The sequence below is a fragment of the Collinsella sp. AM09-41 genome, assembly GCF_003473245.1.
GTDB lineage: Bacteria > Actinomycetota > Coriobacteriia > Coriobacteriales > Coriobacteriaceae > Collinsella.
In genome coordinates, this window is the sequence record NZ_QRMJ01000003.1 from 100,785 (window position 1) to 121,287 (window position 20,503).

18 protein-coding genes are annotated in these 20,503 nt (G+C 59.4%); 16 read left to right on the forward strand and 2 right to left on the reverse strand.

The window, feature by feature from the left end; genetic code table 11:
• Positions 1–457 precede the first annotated feature (457 nt).
• Positions 458–889, forward strand: a complete 432-nt coding sequence (locus DW112_RS04985) for a zinc ribbon domain-containing protein (RefSeq protein ID WP_055251579.1) — start codon at positions 458–460, stop codon at positions 887–889.
• A gap of 227 nt (positions 890–1,116) precedes the next feature.
• Entirely contained in the window at positions 1,117–2,880 is a 1,764-nt protein-coding gene (gene thrS / locus DW112_RS04990; protein WP_117757052.1) for a threonine--tRNA ligase, read from the forward strand.
• Positions 2,881–3,257: 377 nt separating this feature from the next.
• On the opposite strand, the gene DW112_RS04995 is transcribed toward thrS, so the two are convergent.
• Entirely contained in the window at positions 3,258–4,610 is a 1,353-nt protein-coding gene (locus DW112_RS04995; RefSeq protein ID WP_369834932.1) for an IS30 family transposase, read from the reverse strand.
• Between the two features lie 247 nt (positions 4,611–4,857).
• Here DW112_RS04995 and DW112_RS05000 point away from each other — a divergent pair, with 247 nt between their 5' ends.
• The 13 genes from DW112_RS05000 to DW112_RS05060 all read left to right on the forward strand — a co-directional run bounded on the left by DW112_RS05000 (position 4,858) and on the right by DW112_RS05060 (position 18,773).
• The gene (locus DW112_RS05000) at positions 4,858–5,448 is read left to right on the forward strand and encodes a hypothetical protein (protein ID WP_118328470.1); all 591 of its coding nucleotides are present in this window, start codon (positions 4,858–4,860) and stop codon (positions 5,446–5,448) included.
• 82 nt (positions 5,449–5,530) lie between these two features.
• Positions 5,531–6,331, forward strand: coding sequence for a sugar transferase (locus tag DW112_RS05005; protein ID WP_199407920.1), 801 nt, complete (start codon positions 5,531–5,533; stop codon positions 6,329–6,331).
• A 3-nt stretch (positions 6,332–6,334) separates the two neighbouring features.
• Positions 6,335–7,252, forward strand: a complete 918-nt coding sequence (locus tag DW112_RS05010; protein ID WP_117564578.1) for a glycosyltransferase family 2 protein — start codon at positions 6,335–6,337, stop codon at positions 7,250–7,252.
• Between the two features lie 43 nt (positions 7,253–7,295).
• On the forward strand, positions 7,296–8,567 hold the full coding sequence (locus DW112_RS05015) for a nucleotide sugar dehydrogenase (protein ID WP_267489784.1): 1,272 nt from the start codon (positions 7,296–7,298) through the stop codon (positions 8,565–8,567).
• Positions 8,568–8,572: 5 nt separating this feature from the next.
• Complete coding sequence (locus tag DW112_RS05020) at positions 8,573–9,865, forward strand: glycosyltransferase (protein WP_117638202.1); 1,293 nt, start codon at positions 8,573–8,575, stop codon at positions 9,863–9,865.
• On the forward strand, positions 9,865–10,812 hold the full coding sequence (locus tag DW112_RS05025; protein ID WP_158549053.1) for a D-glucuronyl C5-epimerase family protein: 948 nt from the start codon (positions 9,865–9,867) through the stop codon (positions 10,810–10,812). The genes DW112_RS05020 and DW112_RS05025 overlap by 1 nt, the downstream gene beginning before the upstream one ends.
• Positions 10,809–11,912: a glycosyltransferase family 1 protein gene (locus DW112_RS05030; RefSeq protein WP_117564575.1), complete on the forward strand. Its 1,104-nt coding sequence runs from the start codon at positions 10,809–10,811 to the stop codon at positions 11,910–11,912. The genes DW112_RS05025 and DW112_RS05030 overlap by 4 nt, the downstream gene beginning before the upstream one ends.
• Positions 11,909–12,997, forward strand: a complete 1,089-nt coding sequence (locus tag DW112_RS05035) for an EpsG family protein (protein WP_117564574.1) — start codon at positions 11,909–11,911, stop codon at positions 12,995–12,997. Before DW112_RS05030 ends, DW112_RS05035 begins: the two co-directional genes overlap by 4 nt.
• A gap of 110 nt (positions 12,998–13,107) precedes the next feature.
• On the forward strand, positions 13,108–14,088 hold the full coding sequence (locus tag DW112_RS05040; protein WP_117855789.1) for an ATP-grasp fold amidoligase family protein: 981 nt from the start codon (positions 13,108–13,110) through the stop codon (positions 14,086–14,088).
• Positions 14,089–14,172: 84 nt separating this feature from the next.
• Complete coding sequence (locus DW112_RS05045) at positions 14,173–15,639, forward strand: lipopolysaccharide biosynthesis protein (protein WP_117564572.1); 1,467 nt, start codon at positions 14,173–14,175, stop codon at positions 15,637–15,639.
• A gap of 66 nt (positions 15,640–15,705) precedes the next feature.
• Positions 15,706–16,746: an NAD-dependent epimerase/dehydratase family protein gene (locus DW112_RS05050; RefSeq protein ID WP_117638206.1), complete on the forward strand. Its 1,041-nt coding sequence runs from the start codon at positions 15,706–15,708 to the stop codon at positions 16,744–16,746.
• Between the two features lie 152 nt (positions 16,747–16,898).
• Positions 16,899–17,270, forward strand: a complete 372-nt coding sequence (locus DW112_RS05055; protein ID WP_117564570.1) for a serine O-acetyltransferase — start codon at positions 16,899–16,901, stop codon at positions 17,268–17,270.
• A 366-nt stretch (positions 17,271–17,636) separates the two neighbouring features.
• Positions 17,637–18,773: a hypothetical protein gene (locus DW112_RS05060; protein ID WP_118328471.1), complete on the forward strand. Its 1,137-nt coding sequence runs from the start codon at positions 17,637–17,639 to the stop codon at positions 18,771–18,773.
• A gap of 251 nt (positions 18,774–19,024) precedes the next feature.
• On the opposite strand, the gene DW112_RS05065 is transcribed toward DW112_RS05060, so the two are convergent.
• Positions 19,025–19,666, reverse strand: coding sequence for a hypothetical protein (locus tag DW112_RS05065; RefSeq protein ID WP_117638230.1), 642 nt, complete (start codon positions 19,664–19,666; stop codon positions 19,025–19,027).
• Positions 19,667–20,143: 477 nt separating this feature from the next.
• Between DW112_RS05065 and DW112_RS10150 the strand changes: the two genes are divergently transcribed.
• The gene (locus tag DW112_RS10150) at positions 20,144–20,299 is read left to right on the forward strand and encodes an ATP-binding protein (protein ID WP_199585323.1); all 156 of its coding nucleotides are present in this window, start codon (positions 20,144–20,146) and stop codon (positions 20,297–20,299) included.
• Positions 20,300–20,503 lie beyond the last annotated feature (204 nt).

Here is a 20,503-nt window from a genome sequence, read left to right on the forward strand (position 1 = left end):
AGGGACCGTTTTGAGGTCTAGATGTTACAGATTTAGATGAACCTATCAGTCGGTTTCGAATGTCTAAATCTGTAACGGTAAGACCTGTTTTTACCGAGTTTTTGTTACAGATTGAGATATTGAGATTGGACGTTTTCCTTTGTCTTGATCTGTAACAGATAGAAGGGTTTATGACCCCTAGTTGTTACAGATTGAGATATTTAACGGAGGTCTCACCGTTCATCTCGATCTGTAACAGTAAGAGGGGTTTTGGGGCCTAAGATGTTACAGATTGAGATTTAAGTCGGGGAGGGGCCCCTGTGTCTCGATCTGTAACACCTAGACCCGAATTTGCCGAGTATCTGTTACAGATTGAGATGTTTGTGTCCGCGCCGGTCCCGCTTGCAGCCGTAGTCCCATATAAACAAACCCCGTGGTAAACTTGACCGGACTGTTAATATCCCGAAAGGTACCCGTAATGTCCAAGTACATCTCCGAGCTCATGTCGCCGCAGCTTATGGGCGTCGTCTATGCCTTCGTTGGCTTTATCATCGCCCTGTATGTGCTGTCGGTCGTCTATGTGTTCATCGACGCTCGCCGCCGCGGCGCCAGCGCCTACGTGGCATGGGGCATCATCGCCCTCATCCCGTTTGTGGGTCTCATCGCCTACCTGGTCCTGCGCCCGCACTCCTACGCGTCCGACCGCGAGGAGCAGGAGCTGGACATGGCCCTGCGCGAGCGCCAGCTTGCCCAGTACGGCACCTGCCCGCAGTGCGGCGCGCCCATCGAGAAGGATTTCGTCGTCTGCCCGGTGTGCGATACGCAGGTTCGCAACGTGTGCCCCAGCTGCCATCGCCCGCTCGATGCGCACTGGAAGGTCTGCCCCTACTGCCGAACTCGCATCCAGTAACGCATCCATCGCCGGGCCGGCCGCAAGCCACGGGCGCCTCACGCGCCACAAGCCACACGCGCAACCCGCCCCACACGATGAAGCATGCGTAGAAAATCGCCCGCCGTGCCATTAAGGTGCGGCGGGCGCTTGTATACCAAGGCAACCTGCCTATAATGATGCAAGTCAAAAACGCCGAGCGCATCGCACGCACTTGCATCAGGCATCCGAGAGGAGAAAACATACCCATGAAGGCACTCTACAATGACGGTTCGGTGGCCGAGCTCCCGCAGGACGAGGTCACGCACGTCATCCGCCACTCTGCCGCGCACATCATGGCGCAGGCCATCAAGCGCCTCTATCCCGAGGCCGACTTTGCCTACGGTCCTGCGACCGACAACGGCTTCTACTACGACGTCGACCTGCCCGAGGGCGTCAAGATCAGCGAGGACGACTTCCCCGCGATCGAGGCCGAGATGAAGAAGATCGTCAAGGAGAACCTCAAGTTTTCCGTGTACGAGAAGCCCCGCGCCGAGGCCATCGCCCTTATGGAGGAGCGCGGCGAGAAGTACAAGGTCGAGCACATTGGCGACCTGGACGACGACGCCCGCATCACCTTCTACCAGCAGGGCGACTACATCGACATGTGCGTCGGCCCCCACATCTGCTATACCAAGGCGCTCAAGGCCTTTAAGCTCACCGGCGTCTCGGGCGCCTACTGGAAGGGCGACAAGGACAACAAGATGCTCACCCGCATCAACGGCGTCGCCTTTGCCACCAAGGAAGAGCTCGACGAGCACATGCACATGCTGGAGGAGGCCAAGAAGCGCGACCACCGCAAGATCGGCCGCGAGATGGACCTCTTTATGATGCGCGACGAGGCCCCTGGCTTCCCGTTCTTCCTGCCCAACGGCATGATCCTTAAGAACACGCTGCTGGACTACTGGCGCGAGATCCACCACAAGGCCGGCTACGTGGAGATCTCCACGCCGCTCATCATGAACAAGCAGCTGTGGAAGACTTCGGGCCATTGGGACCACTACAAGGACAACATGTACTCCACCGTCATCGACGACGAAGAGTACTGCATTAAGCCCATGAACTGCCCGGGCGGCGTGCTGGTGTACGCGAGCAAGCCGCACTCCTACCGCGAGCTGCCTATCCGCGCCGGCGAGATTGGCCTGGTGCACCGCCACGAGCTGCGCGGCGCCCTCCACGGCCTGTTCCGCGTGCGCTGCTTTAACCAGGACGACGCCCACCTGTTTGTGCGCCCCGACCAGCTGACCGACGAGATCGTGGGCGTGGTCAACCTCATCGACTCCGTGTACCAAAAGTTTGGCTTTAAGTATCATGTTGAGCTTTCCACCCGCCCCGAGGACTCCATGGGTTCCGACGAGGACTGGGCACGCGCTGAGGAGGGCCTGCGCACCGCTCTGGAGCAGCTGCACATGGACTACGAGGTCAACGAGGGCGATGGCGCCTTCTACGGCCCCAAGATCGACTTCCACCTGGAGGACTCGCTCGGACGTACCTGGCAGTGCGGCACCGTCCAGCTCGACTTCCAGATGCCGCTCAACTTTGATCTTGAGTACGTGGACGCCGACGGCACCAAGAAGCGCCCCATCATGCTGCACCGCGTATGCTTTGGCTCCATCGAGCGCTTCATTGGTATTCTGATTGAGCACTTTGCGGGCAAGTTCCCCACCTGGCTGGCTCCCGTGCAGGTCAAAGCGCTTCCTGTCTCCGAGAAGAGCCGCGACTACGCCCACGAGGTGTGTGCCAAGCTGGAGGAGGCCGGCATTCGCGTGGTCTGCGACGACCGCGACGAGAAGATCGGCTACAAGATCCGCGAGGCCCGCAGCATCGACCGCGTGCCCTACATGCTCATTCTGGGCGAGAAGGAGGTCGAGGCCGGCAACATCTCCGTCCGCGATCGCTCCAACGAGACCGTTCAGATGAGCGTTGACGAGTTTGTTGCGAAGGTGCTCGAGGAGATCAAGACTCGCGCCTAAGGCAAACTTCACAACAATTAACAAAGGCGACCGTCTACACAGGGCGGTCGCCTTTTTCATGCCGAAATAAGAAAAGCCGCTGGTTGAGCGGCTTTTTTTGTTGCACAAAAAGGTACAGGTTTTTATAGAGGGGTATGGAGATGTACCTACGGTTGATTTCCGATCTCAGCCGAACACATTGAGCAAATAGGCCATTCCCGCAGTTAGCCGAACGCCCCCGCGGCCCCTCCCGGGGTCCGGGGGCGGCATTTTCCCAGTTGAAGGAACGGTGGAGATGTGTTTCGATGGGTCCGGTGGCCATGCTCCGCCCGCCGCCCGGCGCCTCTTCCCAGACTCAGCCGGACGGTCGGTCCGTCTATTCCGTTTTTCCTTCTAGGCTAGGACAGCGGGGCATCGCCCCTTTCCGCGCGCGCCCGCTCGATGAGCCCCGGCGTCAGGTCGAGCTCCTCGATGGGCACGTCCTCCACGCCGTACGCCTCGAGCAGCGCCGCCGCGTCGCCGCCGAGCATCGCCCGGAAGGCGCGGGCGGGCGTCGCGAAGCCGAGCGCGCCGCGGGGCTCGGAGTTCACGTGCGACATGGCCAGCGCCAGGTCGGCCGGGGCGAGCCGGTCGAACCTGAGGCCGCGGCCCTTGGGCAGCAGCTTCCTGATCTCGACGTGGTTGCGCTCGCAGGCGCCCTTCTGGTCGCTGCGCCGGGGGTCGCAGTAGAACAGCCTCGTCTCGCCCCGCCCCTCGCCGAGCAGCGCCGCGATCGCGACCTCGTCGGAGAACTCGGGGCCGTTGTCGGTGAGCACGGCGCGGAACACGCGGCGCGTCCCGTCGGCGCCGAGGACCGCCCGGACGCCCTCCAGGGCGCCCGCGACGCACCCGGCGGTCTTCTCCTCCAGCGGCAGCGCGAGCTGGAGCCTGCTGGGGCGGTGCAGCAGCGTGAGCAGGCAGGCGCTGTCCTCCCGGGCCCCCTCGACGGTGTCCATCTCCCAGGCCGCGGCGCACGCGTCCTCCCCGAGGGCGAGGAACGCGGCATGTGACCTGCGGGCGGAGTGGCGGGTCGCCGCCCGGCGCGCGGCGCGCTTCCTCGGCCTGTAGCCGACCTTGCGCCTGAGCTCCATGTTGGTCATGCCGTCGTAGCCCGCCGAGACCCAGCGGTAGATGGTCGACGGCGACAGGTCCACCGGGCCGCCGTTGCGCGCCGCCATCTGCTCGGGCGACAGCCCCCGGCGCAGGCAGTCCCTTATCGCCTCCAGCCTGGCTGCCGCGGCGGGCTCGTCGGCGTCTATCCCGCGCCTGGACGAGACGAGGACCGAGTCGGCGCACAGCTGCGCGGCCCGGGCCTCGTAGAAGACGTGCGGGCGGCGCTTGCAGCCGATCGTGCGGTACCGCCCGCACCCGTTGCAGCAGCGCGGCCACGCGGCCAGGCGCGGGCAGGCCGCCGACAGGTCGGCGGAGGCGTCCACGCGCTCGCCGCGCCTGGCCTTCGGCGCCGTCACGAACCTGTGCGACGCCACCTCGGCGCTCACCGTCGAGGGCGACCTGCCCAGCTCCCTCGCGATCTCCCTGCACGACGCCCTGCGCTCCAGCATCCTCTGGACCGTGTCCCGCTCGTGCCTCGTGAGCCTTCCGTAGGCCCTCGGGACCGCCCTTGCGGAGCCCCTTTTCATCTTTCCGGACATGCCGTCCTCCGATCTCCCGGGGCCGGCCGATCCGGCCCTCAGGGTATCGGGTTCCCACATTCATCCGTACATGTACGGATGAATGTGGGAGGTGTTCGGATAAAGTCGATAATCAAGGGAGATGTACCTACTAGCAGTACATTTTGCGTAATCTGGGCAAACGCTGATTAATTGCTCGTATAATGTCGTCTGTCGAAAGATACAAAAACCTGTACTTTTGCGACTGCGCCTAGCTGCGAGCGAGAAGCCTGTTCTAAACGCCCCTGCATTTGCGTGCATCGCAAAGCCAAAAAGAGGGGGCGAGAACATGGAACAGACGGCACGGCGCCAAGAGCAGCTGCCGGGCGCATTTAACGGCGCCACCACCAACAGCCAGCACGGCCGCGTCCGCTGGTATCTGGTCCACACCCCCAATGGAAAAGAGCGCGAGATCTGCGAAAAGGTCCGCTGCATTATCCCGCACAACCTTATGCAGGACGCTTTTGTGATGCAAAAGGAGTTCTGGTTTAAGCGGGACGGCGCATGGTCGCTCCAAACCAAACCCATGTACAAGGAATATTTCTTCGTCGCCACGCACGATGCCGCAGCGCTCGATAGGGCTTTGGCTCAGTTGAGCTTTGGCTGCCGCATCGCCGGCAGCAGGGAGCGGGCCTATGCGCCCATGCCGGACGATGCGCAGGACTGGTACCGCAGCGTGCTCGACGACGACGGCGTGGTGCGCAACAGCGTTGCGCGCATTGAAGACGGTGTGCTGCACATAGAGCAGGGCCCACTTGTGGGGCAAGAGGCCCACGTAAAAAAGATCGACCGTCACAAGCGCTGGTGCCTGGTGGACGTGGGCGAAGGCGACTCCGCATTTAGGGAGCTGCTTCCGTTAGACGTGCCGAGCAAAACGTAAGGAAGACGTTACGCCGGCAATTTATTTGGTTTTTGAATTTGTGGATTGGGGGGTTCCTGGGGACAGGAACGAAATTTTTATTGTGACTACTAAAGAAGTAACAGAGGATAATGCGCCCGTGGGCGCGGCGCTCATTGCTCAGGCCATGGACCGGCGCGAGAGCGCGGCGGGCGCCGGTGCCGGATCCGCTGCAAGCACGGGCACGATGAGCCTCCCAGGCTCGCCCGAGTTTGCCGCAGAGTCCCGCGCGCTCGACACGAGGTCGCTTGGCTACCGCTTCGTCAAGCGCACCTTCGACATCGCGTTCAGCGCGTGCGTCTGCGTCGTGGGGCTCATCCCTGGCGCGGTGCTCTGTGCGTTCATTGCGGCCGATACCAAGGGCGCACCCATCTACGCTCACGAGCGCGCGGGGCGCTTCGGTCGCCCCATCCGCGTGCTCAAGTTCCGCTCCATGGTCGCCGACGCCAACGACGTGGAGAAGTACCTCAGCCCCGAGCAGATCGAGGAGTGGCACCGCGAGCGGAAGGTCACAAACGATCCCCGCATCACCAAGCTAGGCCGCGTCCTGCGCAAGACTTCCCTGGACGAGCTGCCCCAGTTCTTCAACGTGCTCGCGGGCCAGCTCTCCGTCATCGGCCCTCGCGCCATCACCTACGAGGAGCTCGGGAACTTTACGCACGAGCAACAGGTGCAGGTGCTTGCCGTCCCGCAGGGCATTACCGGTGCCTGGCAGTCGGGCCCGCGCAACCTCGCGACCTTCGAGAACGGCCTGCGCCAGGAGTTCGAGCTTGCCTACGCGAAGGGTGCCAGCCTCAAGGCAGACTGGAAGGTCTTCTTCAAGACCTTTGGCGTCATGTTCGGCAAGAAGAAGACGGGGAGGTAGCGCATGAGTGCTGACAAACCCCTCGTCTCGATCGTGGTGCCGACCTACAAGCGCTCTGACAGGATTCGCGTGGCCCTGGACTCAATCGCCGCGCAGGACTACGGCGCGGAGAACATCGAACTGATTGTAGTGAGCGACAATCGGCCGGAGTGGCCGGAAAGCGCCGAGACTGACGCGGCGGTCGCCCCCTATGCCGCGAGCCTTCCGCACTTTAGGCTGCTGCACACCTCCGGCCAGACCGGCGGCGGGGCGGCGCGCAACTACGCCTGCCGCCAGGCGACGGGCGAGTACCTCACGTTCCTCGACGATGACGACGAGTTCCTGCCTGACAAGGTGTCCACCCAGGTCGCCTTCATGCAGGAAAACTCCCTCGACATGAGCTGGCAGGATGTCTCGTGGTATGACGAACGTGGCCGGCTTGTGGAGCACCGCAGGCTCGACCATTGCGAGGACTTCTCCACCGAGGGTCTGCTGCGCGCGCACCTCCTAACGCCGATAAGCCCAACGGCCATCTATATGCTCAGGCGCGACCTGTTCGACCGCACTGAGGGTTTCGGCGAGGTGGCGACCGGCCAAGACTGGTGGCTGATGCTGCGCTGCATAGAGGCTGGCGCCCACATGGGCTACATGCCCGAGGTGCACGTGAGGCAGTACCTCCATTCCGGCGAGAGGCTCTCGCTTGGCAAGAACAAGGTAAACGGCGAGGTCGCAAGGCACGAGGTGGTGCGCGGCTACTACCCGCGCCTCAGCAAGAAGGATGTGCGCTACATCGAATTTCGCCACAACGCCGTGCTCGCCTTCGCTATGAAGCGCAGCAACCAGCCAGGCCAGGCTGTGATTTACGCCTTAAAGGCCATTGCCTCATCGCCCGCCGCCTGCGTCTCTGAGGCGCTGAAGTTCTTCGGCAAGGCGAAATCCTAACTATTTCATATGTGTGCCTGCTCTTAACGAAAGGTTGAATGATATGTCCGAAAAAATGAAGATAGCAGTCGCCGGCACCGGCTATGTGGGGCTCTCGTTGGCCGTTCTGCTCTCGCAGCACAACGAGGTGCGCGCGCTCGACATCGTCTCTGAGAAGGTAGAGAAGATTAACGCTTTTCAGTCGCCCATCCAGGACGACGAGATTGAGCTCTTCCTGGCCGAGGCTAAGGCGGGCACGAGGAAGCTCGACCTGCATGCAACCGTGGACGTCGCCGAGGCCTATACAGGCGCGGATTTCGCCATCGTGGCCACGCCAACGAACTACGACTCGGACCGCAACTTTTTCGACACCTCGTCTGTTGAAGCCGCAATTTCGGCAATCCGCTCGGTGAACCCGACGGCCTGGATTGTCATCAAGTCGACCATCCCTGTGGGTTACACTTCGTCGCTTCGCGAGACGCTTGGCGACAGCCGCATCATCTTCAGCCCCGAGTTCCTTCGAGAGAGCAAGGCGCTCTACGATAATTTGCACCCTAGCCGCATCGTTGTGGGCGCGCCCAAGGACGACGAGGAAGCTGTGAAGGCCGCAAAGACGTTTGCTGGGCTGCTCGCCCAAGGCGTCGGCCCCGCCGAGCTTGAGCGCACCAACCCTGATGGCACGACGGGCATCCCGCAGCTCGTTCTTGGTACCACCGAGGCGGAGGCCGTGAAGCTGTTCGCCAACACCTACCTGGCACTTCGCGTGGCGTACTTCAATGAGCTGGACACTTACTGCGAGATGAGGGGACTCAACACCAAGGACGTCATCGATGGCGTGTGCCTAGAGCCCCGCATTGGCTCCCACTACAACAACCCCTCCTTCGGCTACGGCGGCTACTGCCTGCCCAAGGACACCAAGCAGTTGCTGGCCAACTATAAGGACGTGCCTCAGAACCTTATCGAGGCCATCGTCGATGCCAACCGCACTCGCAAGGACTACATTGCAGACGAGGTACTGCAACTGCTGTGGGACAAGGTATACGAAGGCAAGGAGAAGCCCGTGGCGGGCGTGTACCGCCTGACCATGAAGTCGAACTCCGACAATTTCCGCGCCAGTTCCATCCAGGGCGTTATGAAGCGCGTGAAGGCCAAGGGAGTGCCGGTCGTTGTCTACGAGCCAACGCTGGACGCGCCGGAATTCTTCGGTTCCGAGGTGACGCATGACCTTGAGAGGTTCAAGGCCGAGTGCGACGTGATCATTGCCAACCGGTGGAGCGACGATCTGGCCGATGTTGCCGGCAAGGTGTATACCCGCGACCTATTCAAGAGGGATTAGTATTTGTGGCGATTACTGCTGATAAAAAAAAGAGACGGCTGCTCCTTCTGACGAGGAGGTTCCCCTTTAACCGCGGCGAGGTCGCCGCTGAGTCCTATCTCGAGAACGAGATAGGCGTTCTTTCGACCTATTTCGACGAGGTGCTCGCCGTGGGGACCGAGGCGCAGCCGGGTGACGCGCCCACCTGCGCGCTGCCGGGCAATGTGACGCCCCTGGCCTTGGGTTGCGGTAATACCTCCAAGGACAAGGCTTTGCTTGCAGTCAAAGGGATCGCGTTTCCCCTTTTGGGCGGTGCGGACGTTCGTGAGGCCTATGCCACAGAATCCGTTCATGGAATCGGAAAGCGCGTGTTTCGGGGCTACTTTGCCGCGAGGGCGAAGGCAAAGGCGGACGTGCTTGCGGAGGAACTGGTCCGCTTTGGCTTTGAGCCCACGCACATATACAGCTTTTGGCTTTACGACACCGCTTTGGTCGCTGCTTGGCTGACCGGCACGTACCCATGTGCACGCGCCGTTGCGCGTGCACATGGGTACGATCTGTATGCAGATCGTACCGATGTGCATTATTTGCCCTTCCGGGGATACCTCCTATCCAAGCTTTCCGGAGTGCTTCCCTGCTCGAAAGACGGGGAGGAATACATAAACGCGAACTGGCCGGGCCATGAGGGCAAGGTGACGACCTCCTATCTCGGAACGCGGGAGATGCCAGACAAGTCCGGCGAGCCGTTGACCTGCCCGTTGCGGGTCGTCTCGTGCTCGCGTATTGTCGACGTTAAGCGCGTGCCTCTTCTTGCTAAGGCTGTCACCCTTCTTGATGCCGAAGGGCTTCGCGTCGAATGGACCCATTACGGCGACGGCCCACAGCTCGAGGAGGCGAGGGCCGCCTGCTCGTTGCTGACGCACTCCACCGCGAAGTTCGCGGGGGCTTTGCCGAACGACGCGCTTTTGGGGGAGTACGCAGCGAAGCATTTCGACGTCTTCGTGAACGTCTCGTCAAGCGAGGGCCTGCCGCTTTCGATCATGGAGGCCTGCGGATTCGGCATTCCCGTCATCGCCACGGACGTTGGCGGAACCCACGAGATAGTAAGCGATGGCGTCAACGGCTTTCTCCTACCTAGTGACTGTGGACCGGAAGATGTCGCCGCGGCCATAAAGCGATTCGTCTTTTTGGGCAAGGCCGAAGGGTCTTCTATGAGGCGCGCTGCAAGGGCCGTTTGGGAGAGGGACTTCCGTTTGGAGGCCAACGTGGAGGGGCTTGTGCGCTCGCTCGGAGTCGATTACAGAAACGAAGGTGAATGATGGGCCAGATTGCGCAGAAGATGACCATGCTCAAAAGGTGGAGCAAAATGCTCACTGGCAAGACGGCTGTGGCCGTAGAGCAGAGCTTGGGCAGGGCCTATAATGTCGGACAGTTGTCCGGGTACTACAACGATTTGACCGGCAAGGTCACTGGCAGTACTCTGCTCGACGAGGGCGGTGTCCCTGTTAGCGTCATCGCCGGTGGGGCGCGGGTGCATTTCCCCATCGCCATTTTCCAATACGGTTTGGGCTGTTACGACTTGAGCATTCTCAGGTCGGATGAAGTTGAGCGCTTTCTCGACGCACTAAGGGTATGCTCGGATTGGGCGATCGGCGCCCAGCGGGATGACGGCTCTTGGGACGCATTTGGTCCGATAGGCAGCGCTAAGTACTCCGTCTCCTCGATGGCCCAAGGCGAGGGGTGCTCGATGCTGCTGAGGGCCCATGCGGCTTTCGGGGACGAGTGCTATAGAGTTGCGGCGCTGAAAGCTGCCGAGTTCATGCTTATCGACATGGACAATGGCGGCGTGTCGTCGCATGACGGGGGAGAACTGTTCCTGGAGGAGTACCCTCAACGCCCCAGGCGCAGTGTCATGAACGGTTGGGTGTTTAGCCTTTTCGGTCTCTATGACGCATCGTTGGTCGACGCGCGCTTCGCCGGGCCATTCAAGCACTCTGCGGAGACGTTGGCTTGCCATTTGGATGACTACGACGCCGGCTTCTGGTCTTATTACGACATGGAAAAGCATATCGCCTCTCCCGCCTACCATCATCTACATATAGCGCAGCTCCGCGCAATGGCGGATCTTTCAGGCGACGCAAGGTTCGCGGTGAAGGCCGAGGTATACGAGCGCTATCAGGAATCTCCGGCCAACCGCAGGAAGGCGATTGCTAAAAAGGCGCTGCAGAAGCTGATCGAGAAATCCGATGCGGTGATCGTCCAATGAAGAAGGCCCTCTATATCGTGACCTCGATGGACACCGGCGGGGCCGAGACGGTATTCATGAAGTATTACCGGGCTTTGGACAAGTCGCGCTATCAGCTCGACTTCTGTGTGTCGTCCGACGTGCCGGGCTTTTACGACGCCGAAATCGAGTCGATGGGCGGCAGAATTGTGCACACAGTCAAGAAGACCGAGGCCGGGCCGGTCGCATCGTTCAAGCGGCTCATGCAGATAGCCCGGGACGGCGGTTATTGCTGTGCTGTCAGGTCGTCTCAGCACAGCCTTTCCTGTCTTGATTTGCTCGCCATGAGATTCGGAGGCGTGTCCAGAACCATATTCAGGTCAAGCAACACGGGTACAGTTTCGAACAGCAAAAAGGAGACCCTGCTGCACAATCTTTTCAAGCCCCTTGTCAGGGTTGCGGCGACCGACTTCGCCGCCCCGTCTACCGAGGCGGGCGTCTACATGTTCGGCAAGGCGGGGGTATCGGGGCCGCGTTTCCATCTCATGAAGAACGCGCTCAACCTCGAGGACTACGCCTATGACGCTTCGACACGGGACGATGTTAAGCGCGAACTGGGCGTTCCTGCCGAGTCCTATGTCGTCGGGCACGTCGGGAGGTTCAGTGAGCAGAAGAACCACCTCTTCCTTGTCGATGTTTTTGCTGAAATCGCCCGGAGAAGGCCAGACGCCGTCCTCATTCTCGTCGGCAAAGGCGAGACACGCACGGCCGTTGAGAGGCGCGTTGCCGAGCTCGGATTGACCGATAGGGTGGTGTTTGCCGGGGTTAGGAGCGATGTCCGCCGTCTCTATTCGGCTATGGACGTCTTCATCTTCCCCTCTGTCTACGAAGGCCTGCCGAACGTCGTCGTCGAGGCGCAGGCAAACGGACTCCCTTGCGTGATTAGCGACTCCATCACGCGGGAGGTTGGCATTTGCGAGAACGTCGTTTACAAAAGTCTGGGCGACGCTCTGGACGAATGGGCCGACGCCGCGCTCTCCGCGGATCGCATAGGGTCAAGCGCCAGTGCGAGGGATTTGAAAGGCTCGGGCTATGAAATCAATTCGGAGCTTCCCGGTTTCGTGAGGCTGGTATTCGGATGAACTTTATCGAAACATCGCTTTTCTACTTTCTTGTCGTTTTGCTTTCAGCGGCGCTTGCGCGCATGTCGGAAAACGGCAAGAGTAAGGCTGGGCTGGTCGCTGCCGTGGTTCTTCTTACCGCCATCGGGGGCTTGAGGTCGTATGCGGTTGGGCAGGATACCCTGGGTTATAAAGAGGGAATCGAGTACTTCTACGCGTATGGGACCACGATGTGGAACCATACGTTCAGCGTTCCGTACGGTGTCTTCACAAGTGCGGTGCTCCATATCTGTAACAATTACTCGTTCTTGCTCGTCGTCGAGTCGCTGATCACCAACGCCTTTTTTGCTTTCAGGCTTTGGGATTTTAGACGAACGGCATCGCTCTCGTTTGCGATGTTCGTCTATACGGCAACGGTGTTCCCGCTGTCTATGTGTCTGACGTGCCAGATGATTGCAGTCTCGCTGGTTTTCTACGCAACCAGGTTTTTAGAACAGAATAAGCCGTTGCTTTTTTGCGCTTGGTGGGCTGTTGGCGCTCTTTTGCACGCGTCCGCCCTGATAGGGGTCCTATTCCTCATCTACTACCTATTTTCCAACAAAAGCAAGAGCCGATCGCAGTTCGCCGCGAAGATGCTTGCATCGGTTGCCCTGCTGTTCCTGGCAGCTTATGCGGGCTCTAAGCTCGTCGACCGGTATGCGCGTTACTCCGTGAACGAATCGAGCATCGGGTTGATGGTTTTTGCGCAGGCGACCGTCCTCGCGATCGCATATTTCGTCAGCCGCGAAACTGCGAATGTTGCCCCGGTTGAGAGCGACGGAACGTCGCGGCTCAAAGCCAACCGGATGCCGCTCGTGTTTTACGCTTTAGGCATTTTGGCTTCGGCGTCCTCTTATGTGATTGCCAACGCCGGCCGCATAGCCTATTACTTCACCGTATTAGGCCCTGTGATTTTCGGAGGCTTCGTGAAGGACGCTCGGAAAATAAAAGCCCGTTTTTGTCTTGGCTGTTTTCTAGTTGTCTGGTTCCTTTTCTACGCCTTTTATGCCTATCTGCTTCATACCGGGCTTGGTATCGAGTCTTATTCGTTCGTCTGGATGGGGTAAGTAGTGCCCGAAACCGTTTCGGGCATATACGAGCAAAGTCTACGTTGGTGGTTTGCATACGCCCAGGGCTTGTTCCATGTGTAGCGCAGAGAATTAAAAAGTAAAACGCTTTGTTTAAGCTCGGACTTAAGGAAATTGTATATATGGAAAGCAAAATTAAAAAATACCTAAGTGACCCGTGGATGGCCTACTGTGCCTTTACGTCGAAGGGTCTAACGAAATGGGTTTCCGACAGGACGCACCTTCGATTGATGCATCGCGCCAAGTTGGGCATGTGGCCTAGCATAGACTCGCCGGTGACCTTCACTGAGAAGATGCAGTGGCTGAAGCTTAACGATCACAACCCTGCGTACACGACCATGGTCGACAAGTACCGCGCTAAGGACCTCATTGCCTCGCGTGTGGGCTCCGAGCACGTGGTCAAGACGTTGGGCGCCTGGAATTCCGCTGATGACATCGATGTGAGTGGGCTACCGGAGAAGTTCGTACTCAAAACGAACCACGACTGCGGCGGCGTGCTCATCTGCACTGACAAGGGACACTTCGATCTCAACAGTGCCAAGGACTTTTTTCGGGGTCATTTGAAGCAGAATTATTTTTACGGGTGCAGGGAATGGCCTTACAAGAACGTGAAGCCCGTCGTGTTCGCCGAGGAGTTCTTGGAGAGCGAGGGCGATAATGCCCGTGATGAAGACGATAACTGGGAAGGCATCGACGAGTTCGACTTCTTCTGCTTTGACGGGGAACCCCGGCTGATTTCTTATTGCCACGGGGACAAGAACGATTCTGAGAAGAGGTACAACGATTTCTACGACACTGAGTGGAATCTGCTGCCTTTGGCGATGGGATACGCGAGTTCCGAAGAGACGATCCCTGCCCCGGAGCAGCTCAGCGAGATGCTCGAGCTATCAAGGAAACTGAGTGACGGTGTACCTTTCTTGAGGGTCGACCTCTTCATCTGCAAGGGGCGCGTTCTCGTCGGCGAGCTGACTTTCTACCCGTGGGGCGGGTTTACGCCTTTCAGCCCCGCTGAGGCGGAGAGGACGTTGGGGCAAATGGTTTCTTTGCCCCAACGTGAAAACGAGGAATGATGGCAAACGAAAGCTGCATTCAGTGCGTGCGCATGGATAATCAGCCAGTAAGCGCGCTCCGGCGTTTCTTCATGGAGGTTTAGTATGTCCGACACAAAAGACCTCCGGGCGAGGTCGGCAAGCGCGGCAAAGTGGTCTCTGGCAACCGAGATTATCGCCAAAATCATCTCGCCTATCTCGCAGCTCGTCTTAGCGAGGCTGCTGGCGCCAGAGGCGTTTGGCATGGTGGCGACCGTCACCATGGTAGTGAGCTTTGCCGACATGTTCGCGGACGCCGGGTTCCAGAAGTACCTGGTGCAACACAGCTTCCGAGACAAAAAAGACCTGCATGCCAACGCTAACGTGGCCTTTTGGACGAACTTCGGCATATCGGTGGTCCTGTGGTGTCTCATTGCCATATTCAACGATCCGGTGGCCACCTTCGTGGGCAATCCGTCGCTGGGCTTTCCCTTGGCCGTGGCCTGCCTCTCTCTCCCGTTGACGTCGTTTTCGAGCATTCAGATGGCGTTGTTCCACCGTAATCTCGATTTCAAGTCGCTTATGCCGGTGAGACTGACGTCGACCTTACTTAACTTCGGCTCGACGCTTGTACTGGCGTTTATGGGATTTGGTTACTGGTCACTTATCGTTGGCACTTTGGCGGCGAATATTGTAAATGCAGTGGGGCTGACTCTGCTGTCTGAGTGGAAGCCGCGTTTTTTCTACTCCTTCAACATGCTGAAGGCTATGTTCTCATTCAGCGGATGGACGCTTTTGGAGTCGTTCACCATATGGCTTTCCTCTTGGGCGGGCACCTTTATCGTGGGGCATTTCCTGGGTGCGGCTGAGTTGGGATATTACAAGACGCCAGTCACCTTTGTGAGCGGGTGCTTCGGGATTATCACGAACGCTACGACGCCCATCTTGTTCTCGTCACTTTCGCGCCTTCAGTTTGATCGGGAAGAATACGTTGCTTATCTGCGACGCTTCCAGTTCATGGTGGCATTGTTCCTGTTGCCGTTGTCTGCGGGTATCTTCGTATTCCGCGAGCCTTTGGTGGCCCTGTTGCTCGGCGATCAGTGGGGCGAGGCGACGCTCATGTTCGGGTTGTATGGGCTGGTGCAGGGGCCGATGGTGCTGCTCTCATACTACAGCAGCGAGATGTATCGCTCTCTTGGTAAACCGCGCGTGTCTACGCTTGTGCAGGTGATGTACCTCGTGTTGATGACGCCGCTTATGACCGTGGCGGCTATGCAAGGGTTCGATGCCGTCGTGTGGGCTGATGCGGGATTGAGAATCCTTTTGATTGCTATCAACCAAGTGGTCACATATTTCGTGGTTGGCCTTTCGTTTGGGCGCACTATGTTGTCGCTCAAGGAGCCCATTTTCTGCACATCGATGATGTGCGCATTTGCATGGGTGACGTATGGACTCGCATCTAGCAACTGGCTTGGCGTCGGGTTGGACATTGTAGGGTGCGTCGTTGTCTATTTCGCGATTTGCTTTGCTTTGCCCAAGAGTAGGAGGGTGCTGCTGAAGCTGGTCAAGGGCGGCGGCTTTAAAACGTTTTGAGGTCTGTAATTAACTTGTTGGGAGTTCCATCTCAGGACTTCCTTAAAACGAAAGAGTGGGGTATATATGCAGGATAGAAAAGTCCTCGTCACTGGCGCCGCCGGCTTCATCGGGGCGTTTCTGGTGAAGCGGCTGCTCGAAACCACCGACGACGCGATCATCGGTCTGGACAACGTGAACAGCTACTACGACCCTGGCATCAAGGAGGCTCGCCTGCGAATGCTGGCGGAGGTGGACAAGGCGGGGCGTTTCGCCTTCGTGCGCGGCGACCTGTGCGATGCCGCGTTGATAGAGCGCCTGTTCGCTGAGAACGGCTTCGACGTTGTGGTGAACTTGGCCGCCCAGGCCGGTGTGCGATACTCCATCGAGAACCCCAAGGCCTACATAGACAGCAACCTGGTAGGGTTCTTCAATATATTGGAGGCTTGCAGGCGCCACCCGGTGAAGCATCTTGTCTACGCGAGCTCTTCCTCCGTCTACGGCGGCAACGAGAAAGTGCCTTTCTCGGAGGACGACCGTGTAGACTCTCCGGTGAGCCTGTACGCCGCCACAAAGAAGTCCAACGAGCTAATGGCCGCGGCCTACTCCAAGCTTTACTCCATCCCAGCCACGGGCCTGCGCTTCTTTACGGTGTATGGGCCCATGGGAAGGCCCGACATGGCATACTTCGGCTTCACCGAGAAGTTGCGTCGTGGCGATACGATTAAGATTTTCAACATGGGCGATTGTAAGCGCGACTTTACGTACGTGGACGATATTGTGGAGGGCGTGCGCAGGGTCATGGACGGCGCTCCTGAGGTCAAGATCGGTGTTGATGGTTTGCCAATGGCCGCTCATCGCGTGTATAACATCGGCAATTCGAATCCCGAGAACTTGCTGATCTTCGTTGATACGCTGCAGCGTGTGCTGGTTGAGGAGGGCGTGCTCCCCGCCGATTACGATTTCGAGGCGCATAAGCAGCTCGTTCCTATGCAGCCTGGTGACGTGCCTGTAACCTATGCGGATACTGGCGCCTTGGAGCGCGATTTTGGTTACAAACCCGCAACGCCGCTCGAGGACGGTCTTCGTGAATTCGCGAAGTGGTATCGCGAGTTCTACGGGAATTAGCTGGGTGATAGCAATGTCGAATGTATACAGCAGTGACCGTATTCGCTTTGGGGGGGGGGTCTATTCTCTCAAACCATGCTTTGAGGTTTGTTTGGCTACTTCGAAAGTGCCAGAATTCGCACAATCCTTTATGGCATCTTTTTCGAAAGAGGATGGCTTGCAAATATGGTCTCGAGATCGCGCCTGCCACCTCGATTGGCGAAGGCTTGTATCTGGGTCACGCTTTTGGCATTACGGTAAACCCGAATGCCGTTATCGGTCGCAACTGCAATATGCACAAAGGTGTGACAATTGGTCGGGAAAACCGCGGCAAACGAAAAGGTGCGCCTGTTCTTGGCGATTGCGTTTGGCTTGGTGTCAACTCAACTATTGTTGGTGGCGTTCGTTTAGGCAACGACGTTCTCGTTGCACCGAACACTTATGTTAACTGCGACGTACCAAGCCATTCGATTGTGATTGGGCACCCATGCAAAATCATTTCTCGAGATGGGGCAACAGACGAATATATAAACAACAGGGTCTGAATAATAAAATCGGTTTTACATGTCTTATCCAGGATAGAGGGGGGGGGATCGTCTTCGCTAATTACAGCGAGTTAGCGACTCAGTGAGCTTTGGCGCGCTCTGATGCGAGCGGAAGGTGAAGCAAACTGGAACGGGTAGTAGATTCCCAGAAGCTATATGCAACGTGAGTGTCAAAGATAGCGCGTCTTAACGCATAACCCTGCATTCCTCCTTTCACCGACTGGCAAAACGATTTACACCTAATTGTCGACATTACCCACGCGATTTATCTTTGCCCCCGCATCGATCTCGCTAAACTAATAACTGCTGCTACCAGGGCATTTTCTGGTGCACATTCTATTGGCTCCTGCGAAGATCGGAGCGGGTATGTTTGCTGCCAAGTCCCACACCAGCCGTCATCACATCGCGATCGCTGCCATGGCCTGCCTATGCGTTTTGCTGGGCGGGCCTTCTTATGCCGCGGGCGCGGAGAGCCTCATCATCGCGGGCGCGACGTACTGCGAGCCGGGCGCGTCGGGCCCCGGCTGGGCCTGGACCGATGCCGACCACCTGGAGCTTGACGGCTACGCGGGTGGGGCCATCGGCGCCGAGGGCGACCTGGTGCTGACGCTTGCCGGGCAAAACTCCGTGACGGAGTCGCATGCGCCCGATGCGGACATCACGCTGTGCGGTATGGAGGTGTGGGGCAACCTGACGCTTCGCGGCACCGGGACCCTGACGGCGACGGGCTCGCAGTGCGGGATCCACGTTTCGCAGGCGCTCGTGGTGGACGGCTGCACCGTCGATGTCCGGGCGGACGGGGCCGATATTACGGACGAGGCGTTCGCCGGCGTGATCGCAGGCGACATGGCCGTGCGCGGCGGCGGGCGCATCGTTGCCGCGGGCGCCGGGTCCGGAGCGGGCGTGCGCGCCTACGGCGTGTATCTGCAGGATGCGGGCCTTGGCGCTGGCGCGGCCGGCTGTCGGCTTTCCGTCGATGCCTCGTGGCTCGATGCGACCGGTGCCGACGGCGGTGTTGCGTGCACGGGCGGGTCGCTTGTGTCTGCGCGGTTCGTGGCGCCTGCGGGAGGGGCCTTCGGTGCCGGCGGCGTGGCGAATGCTTCCGGCGACATGGCGCCGCATGTGGTGATCGAGCCCCAGGGCGCCACGGCGCCGCCGGGGGAGACCGACGGGCGCGAGGTGCCCGGCGGCGCGGGCGAGCCGGCCGGCGGTGCCGGTCCTGCCGTTGAGCGGCCCGGTGCCGGGTCCGCGACGGATCCCGTCCTAAAGCCCGCGGCTGCGACGCCCAAGACAATCACGACAACCAAAACGACCGTGACCAAGACCATGGCGTCCACGCCATCCAAGGCCAAGACTGCTGGCGTCTCCACCGTCACGCTCCCCAAGACCGCCGACGGCAACTGGATCGCCGCCTCCCTGGCGCTATTCCTGCTGGGAACAGCGCTTGTGTTTGTTAACGTCGTGATTGCGGTTCTAGGTAGGCCAAAGCGTAACGGCGATTGACCGAAGTGCCATACACTTTCTAGGTAGGGGCAATTGCAACGTGTATGACGCATAGCAGGGGCGCGCCGGCTATTCAAAGAAGCTCGGAAGCCTCTATGCGTCTGTGCAAAAGCGCGTGAACGAGCTCATCTCTTGAGCCCCCAAGAAATTCGCGAGCGCATCAACTCGGGCGTGGTCACTCTGCTGGCCGCGCCCCTCTGCATCGCGCTGCTGCTGGTTTTACCATTTCTGATTTGGGATAGGCACCTTCGCTAGCTCCATGCAAGTGAATTGTGGTCCCACGTGGATTCTTTGGGCCCGATCGCGAGCGCGGGCCCGAAGGCTGTAGTAGCTGGCCCATGCCTGGCGCGACGGATCGCAGACGCTTTCCTGGCTGCCGCCGTCCCATAGGTGGACACGTCCATGCGCGCCTTGGCCTGGGACGAGGCGCTGGTCTGGGTTACGTGGAAGGTCGTCGCGGTGCCCGCGGGGGCGTCGTTCCACGAGACGGTGAAGGTGACGCCGTTTTGGCTTGCGGTTGCGGAGTGGGCGTAGCCGGTTTGTGACGTGGTGGAGATTGCGGCGGGTGTGGGGTTGGTCTGGGTGCTGAGGGATGGGGCGGGGGTGCCGGTTGCGGCGGTGGTGCCGGTATTGGTGGCGTAAGCGCTTTCCGTGTTGGCTGCGCTGGTGCCGGTGGATGTTGCGGTGCTGTCCTCTACGGTATCTGCTGTCGTGCTTGTGTTGGTGCCGTCTTCGGCCTTGCCTGCGTCGCTGCTCGTTGCGTCGGCTTGCGCCTGCTGCCCGGCGGTTTCTTGAGGCTGCATAGCTTCTGCGATGGCTGCCATAGGCAACGTCGCGCCGACCATGGACGTGCACGCGATCGCGCAGAGCAGGTAGTAAAGGGATCGTTTCATAGCGGAGCCTCTCGGTGAGCAGCCAATAGGGTCCGAAGGCAGCTCCAGGCCAGCACTCCGCACATATTTTGTTGGGGATTATTTTACGGGAACCCCAGTCAACATCAGCGAACTTTCTGGGGAATGTTGGGGAGGGTGGTGGACTGGTGGGCTGGCGCCATAGGAGACGGCGCCAGCAACTAATACGGTTAGTCGGCGACCGAGAAGAAGGAGGTGATACATGGCGATAAAGATAAGGGTGAAGCTGGTCCCTCGGCTTCGTGAAGCGGGGATGTCCCAAAACGAGATCGCGAGGTCCCAGGGGATGTCCAGGCACAGCGTCGGCGACGTCGTCGCGGGCGCCAGGGGGCTCGGAATCGAGGGGGCGGGTACCGAGCTAAAGCTCGTGCAGAAACTGGTCGTCTTGACCGTGCTGGTGCTAGACGAGTGGCTGCTGGACGAGCCCGATGCGGGGTTCTGCAGCATGATACCGGAGCTATGGAGGTACGGTACGGCATCGGCTCCACGATCTTCTGCACGCAATACCGCAAGAAGGACTGGCTCGCCAGGCTCGGCGCTGACGTGCGCGCCGACGCCATCATGGACAGGATAGTCCACAACACCGTATGGGTCGCAAGGGCGACTTCAACATGAGGGAGAAGCTAGGAGGAAGGACTGCCTCGTAGGCCGACTCACCGGGGGCGGTGCCGGTCGGCAATATAAGCGGCGCTGATTCGCAATAATCACTGGTGCTCAGAGGAGCAAATACTCACCCTTAGAAGCTCCTCCCTTCTATCCCTCCCTTCTGCCTTCTTCATGAACTCCGGGATGTTGGCATGGATGATGCCGATAAAACTT

Coding starts and splice junctions, on each gene's coding strand:
- DW112_RS05060 (WP_118328471.1), top strand. CDS start 17,637: ATGTTTGCTGCCAAGTCCCACACCAGCCGTCATCACATCGCGATCGCT.
- DW112_RS05025 (WP_158549053.1), top strand. CDS start 9,865: ATGGGCCAGATTGCGCAGAAGATGACCATGCTCAAAAGGTGGAGCAAA.
- DW112_RS05015 (WP_267489784.1), top strand. CDS start 7,296: ATGTCCGAAAAAATGAAGATAGCAGTCGCCGGCACCGGCTATGTGGGG.
- DW112_RS04985 (WP_055251579.1), top strand. CDS start 458: ATGTCCAAGTACATCTCCGAGCTCATGTCGCCGCAGCTTATGGGCGTC.
- DW112_RS05055 (WP_117564570.1), top strand. CDS start 16,899: ATGGCTTGCAAATATGGTCTCGAGATCGCGCCTGCCACCTCGATTGGC.
- DW112_RS05000 (WP_118328470.1), top strand. CDS start 4,858: ATGGAACAGACGGCACGGCGCCAAGAGCAGCTGCCGGGCGCATTTAAC.
- DW112_RS05045 (WP_117564572.1), top strand. CDS start 14,173: ATGTCCGACACAAAAGACCTCCGGGCGAGGTCGGCAAGCGCGGCAAAG.
- DW112_RS05050 (WP_117638206.1), top strand. CDS start 15,706: ATGCAGGATAGAAAAGTCCTCGTCACTGGCGCCGCCGGCTTCATCGGG.
- DW112_RS05065 (WP_117638230.1), bottom strand. CDS start 19,666: ATGAAACGATCCCTTTACTACCTGCTCTGCGCGATCGCGTGCACGTCC.
- DW112_RS04995 (WP_369834932.1), bottom strand. CDS start 4,610: ATGTGGGAACCCGATACCCTGAGGGCCGGATCGGCCGGCCCCGGGAGA.
- DW112_RS10150 (WP_199585323.1), top strand. CDS start 20,144: ATGGAGGTACGGTACGGCATCGGCTCCACGATCTTCTGCACGCAATAC.
- DW112_RS05035 (WP_117564574.1), top strand. CDS start 11,909: ATGAACTTTATCGAAACATCGCTTTTCTACTTTCTTGTCGTTTTGCTT.
- thrS (WP_117757052.1), top strand. CDS start 1,117: ATGAAGGCACTCTACAATGACGGTTCGGTGGCCGAGCTCCCGCAGGAC.
- DW112_RS05010 (WP_117564578.1), top strand. CDS start 6,335: ATGAGTGCTGACAAACCCCTCGTCTCGATCGTGGTGCCGACCTACAAG.
- DW112_RS05030 (WP_117564575.1), top strand. CDS start 10,809: ATGAAGAAGGCCCTCTATATCGTGACCTCGATGGACACCGGCGGGGCC.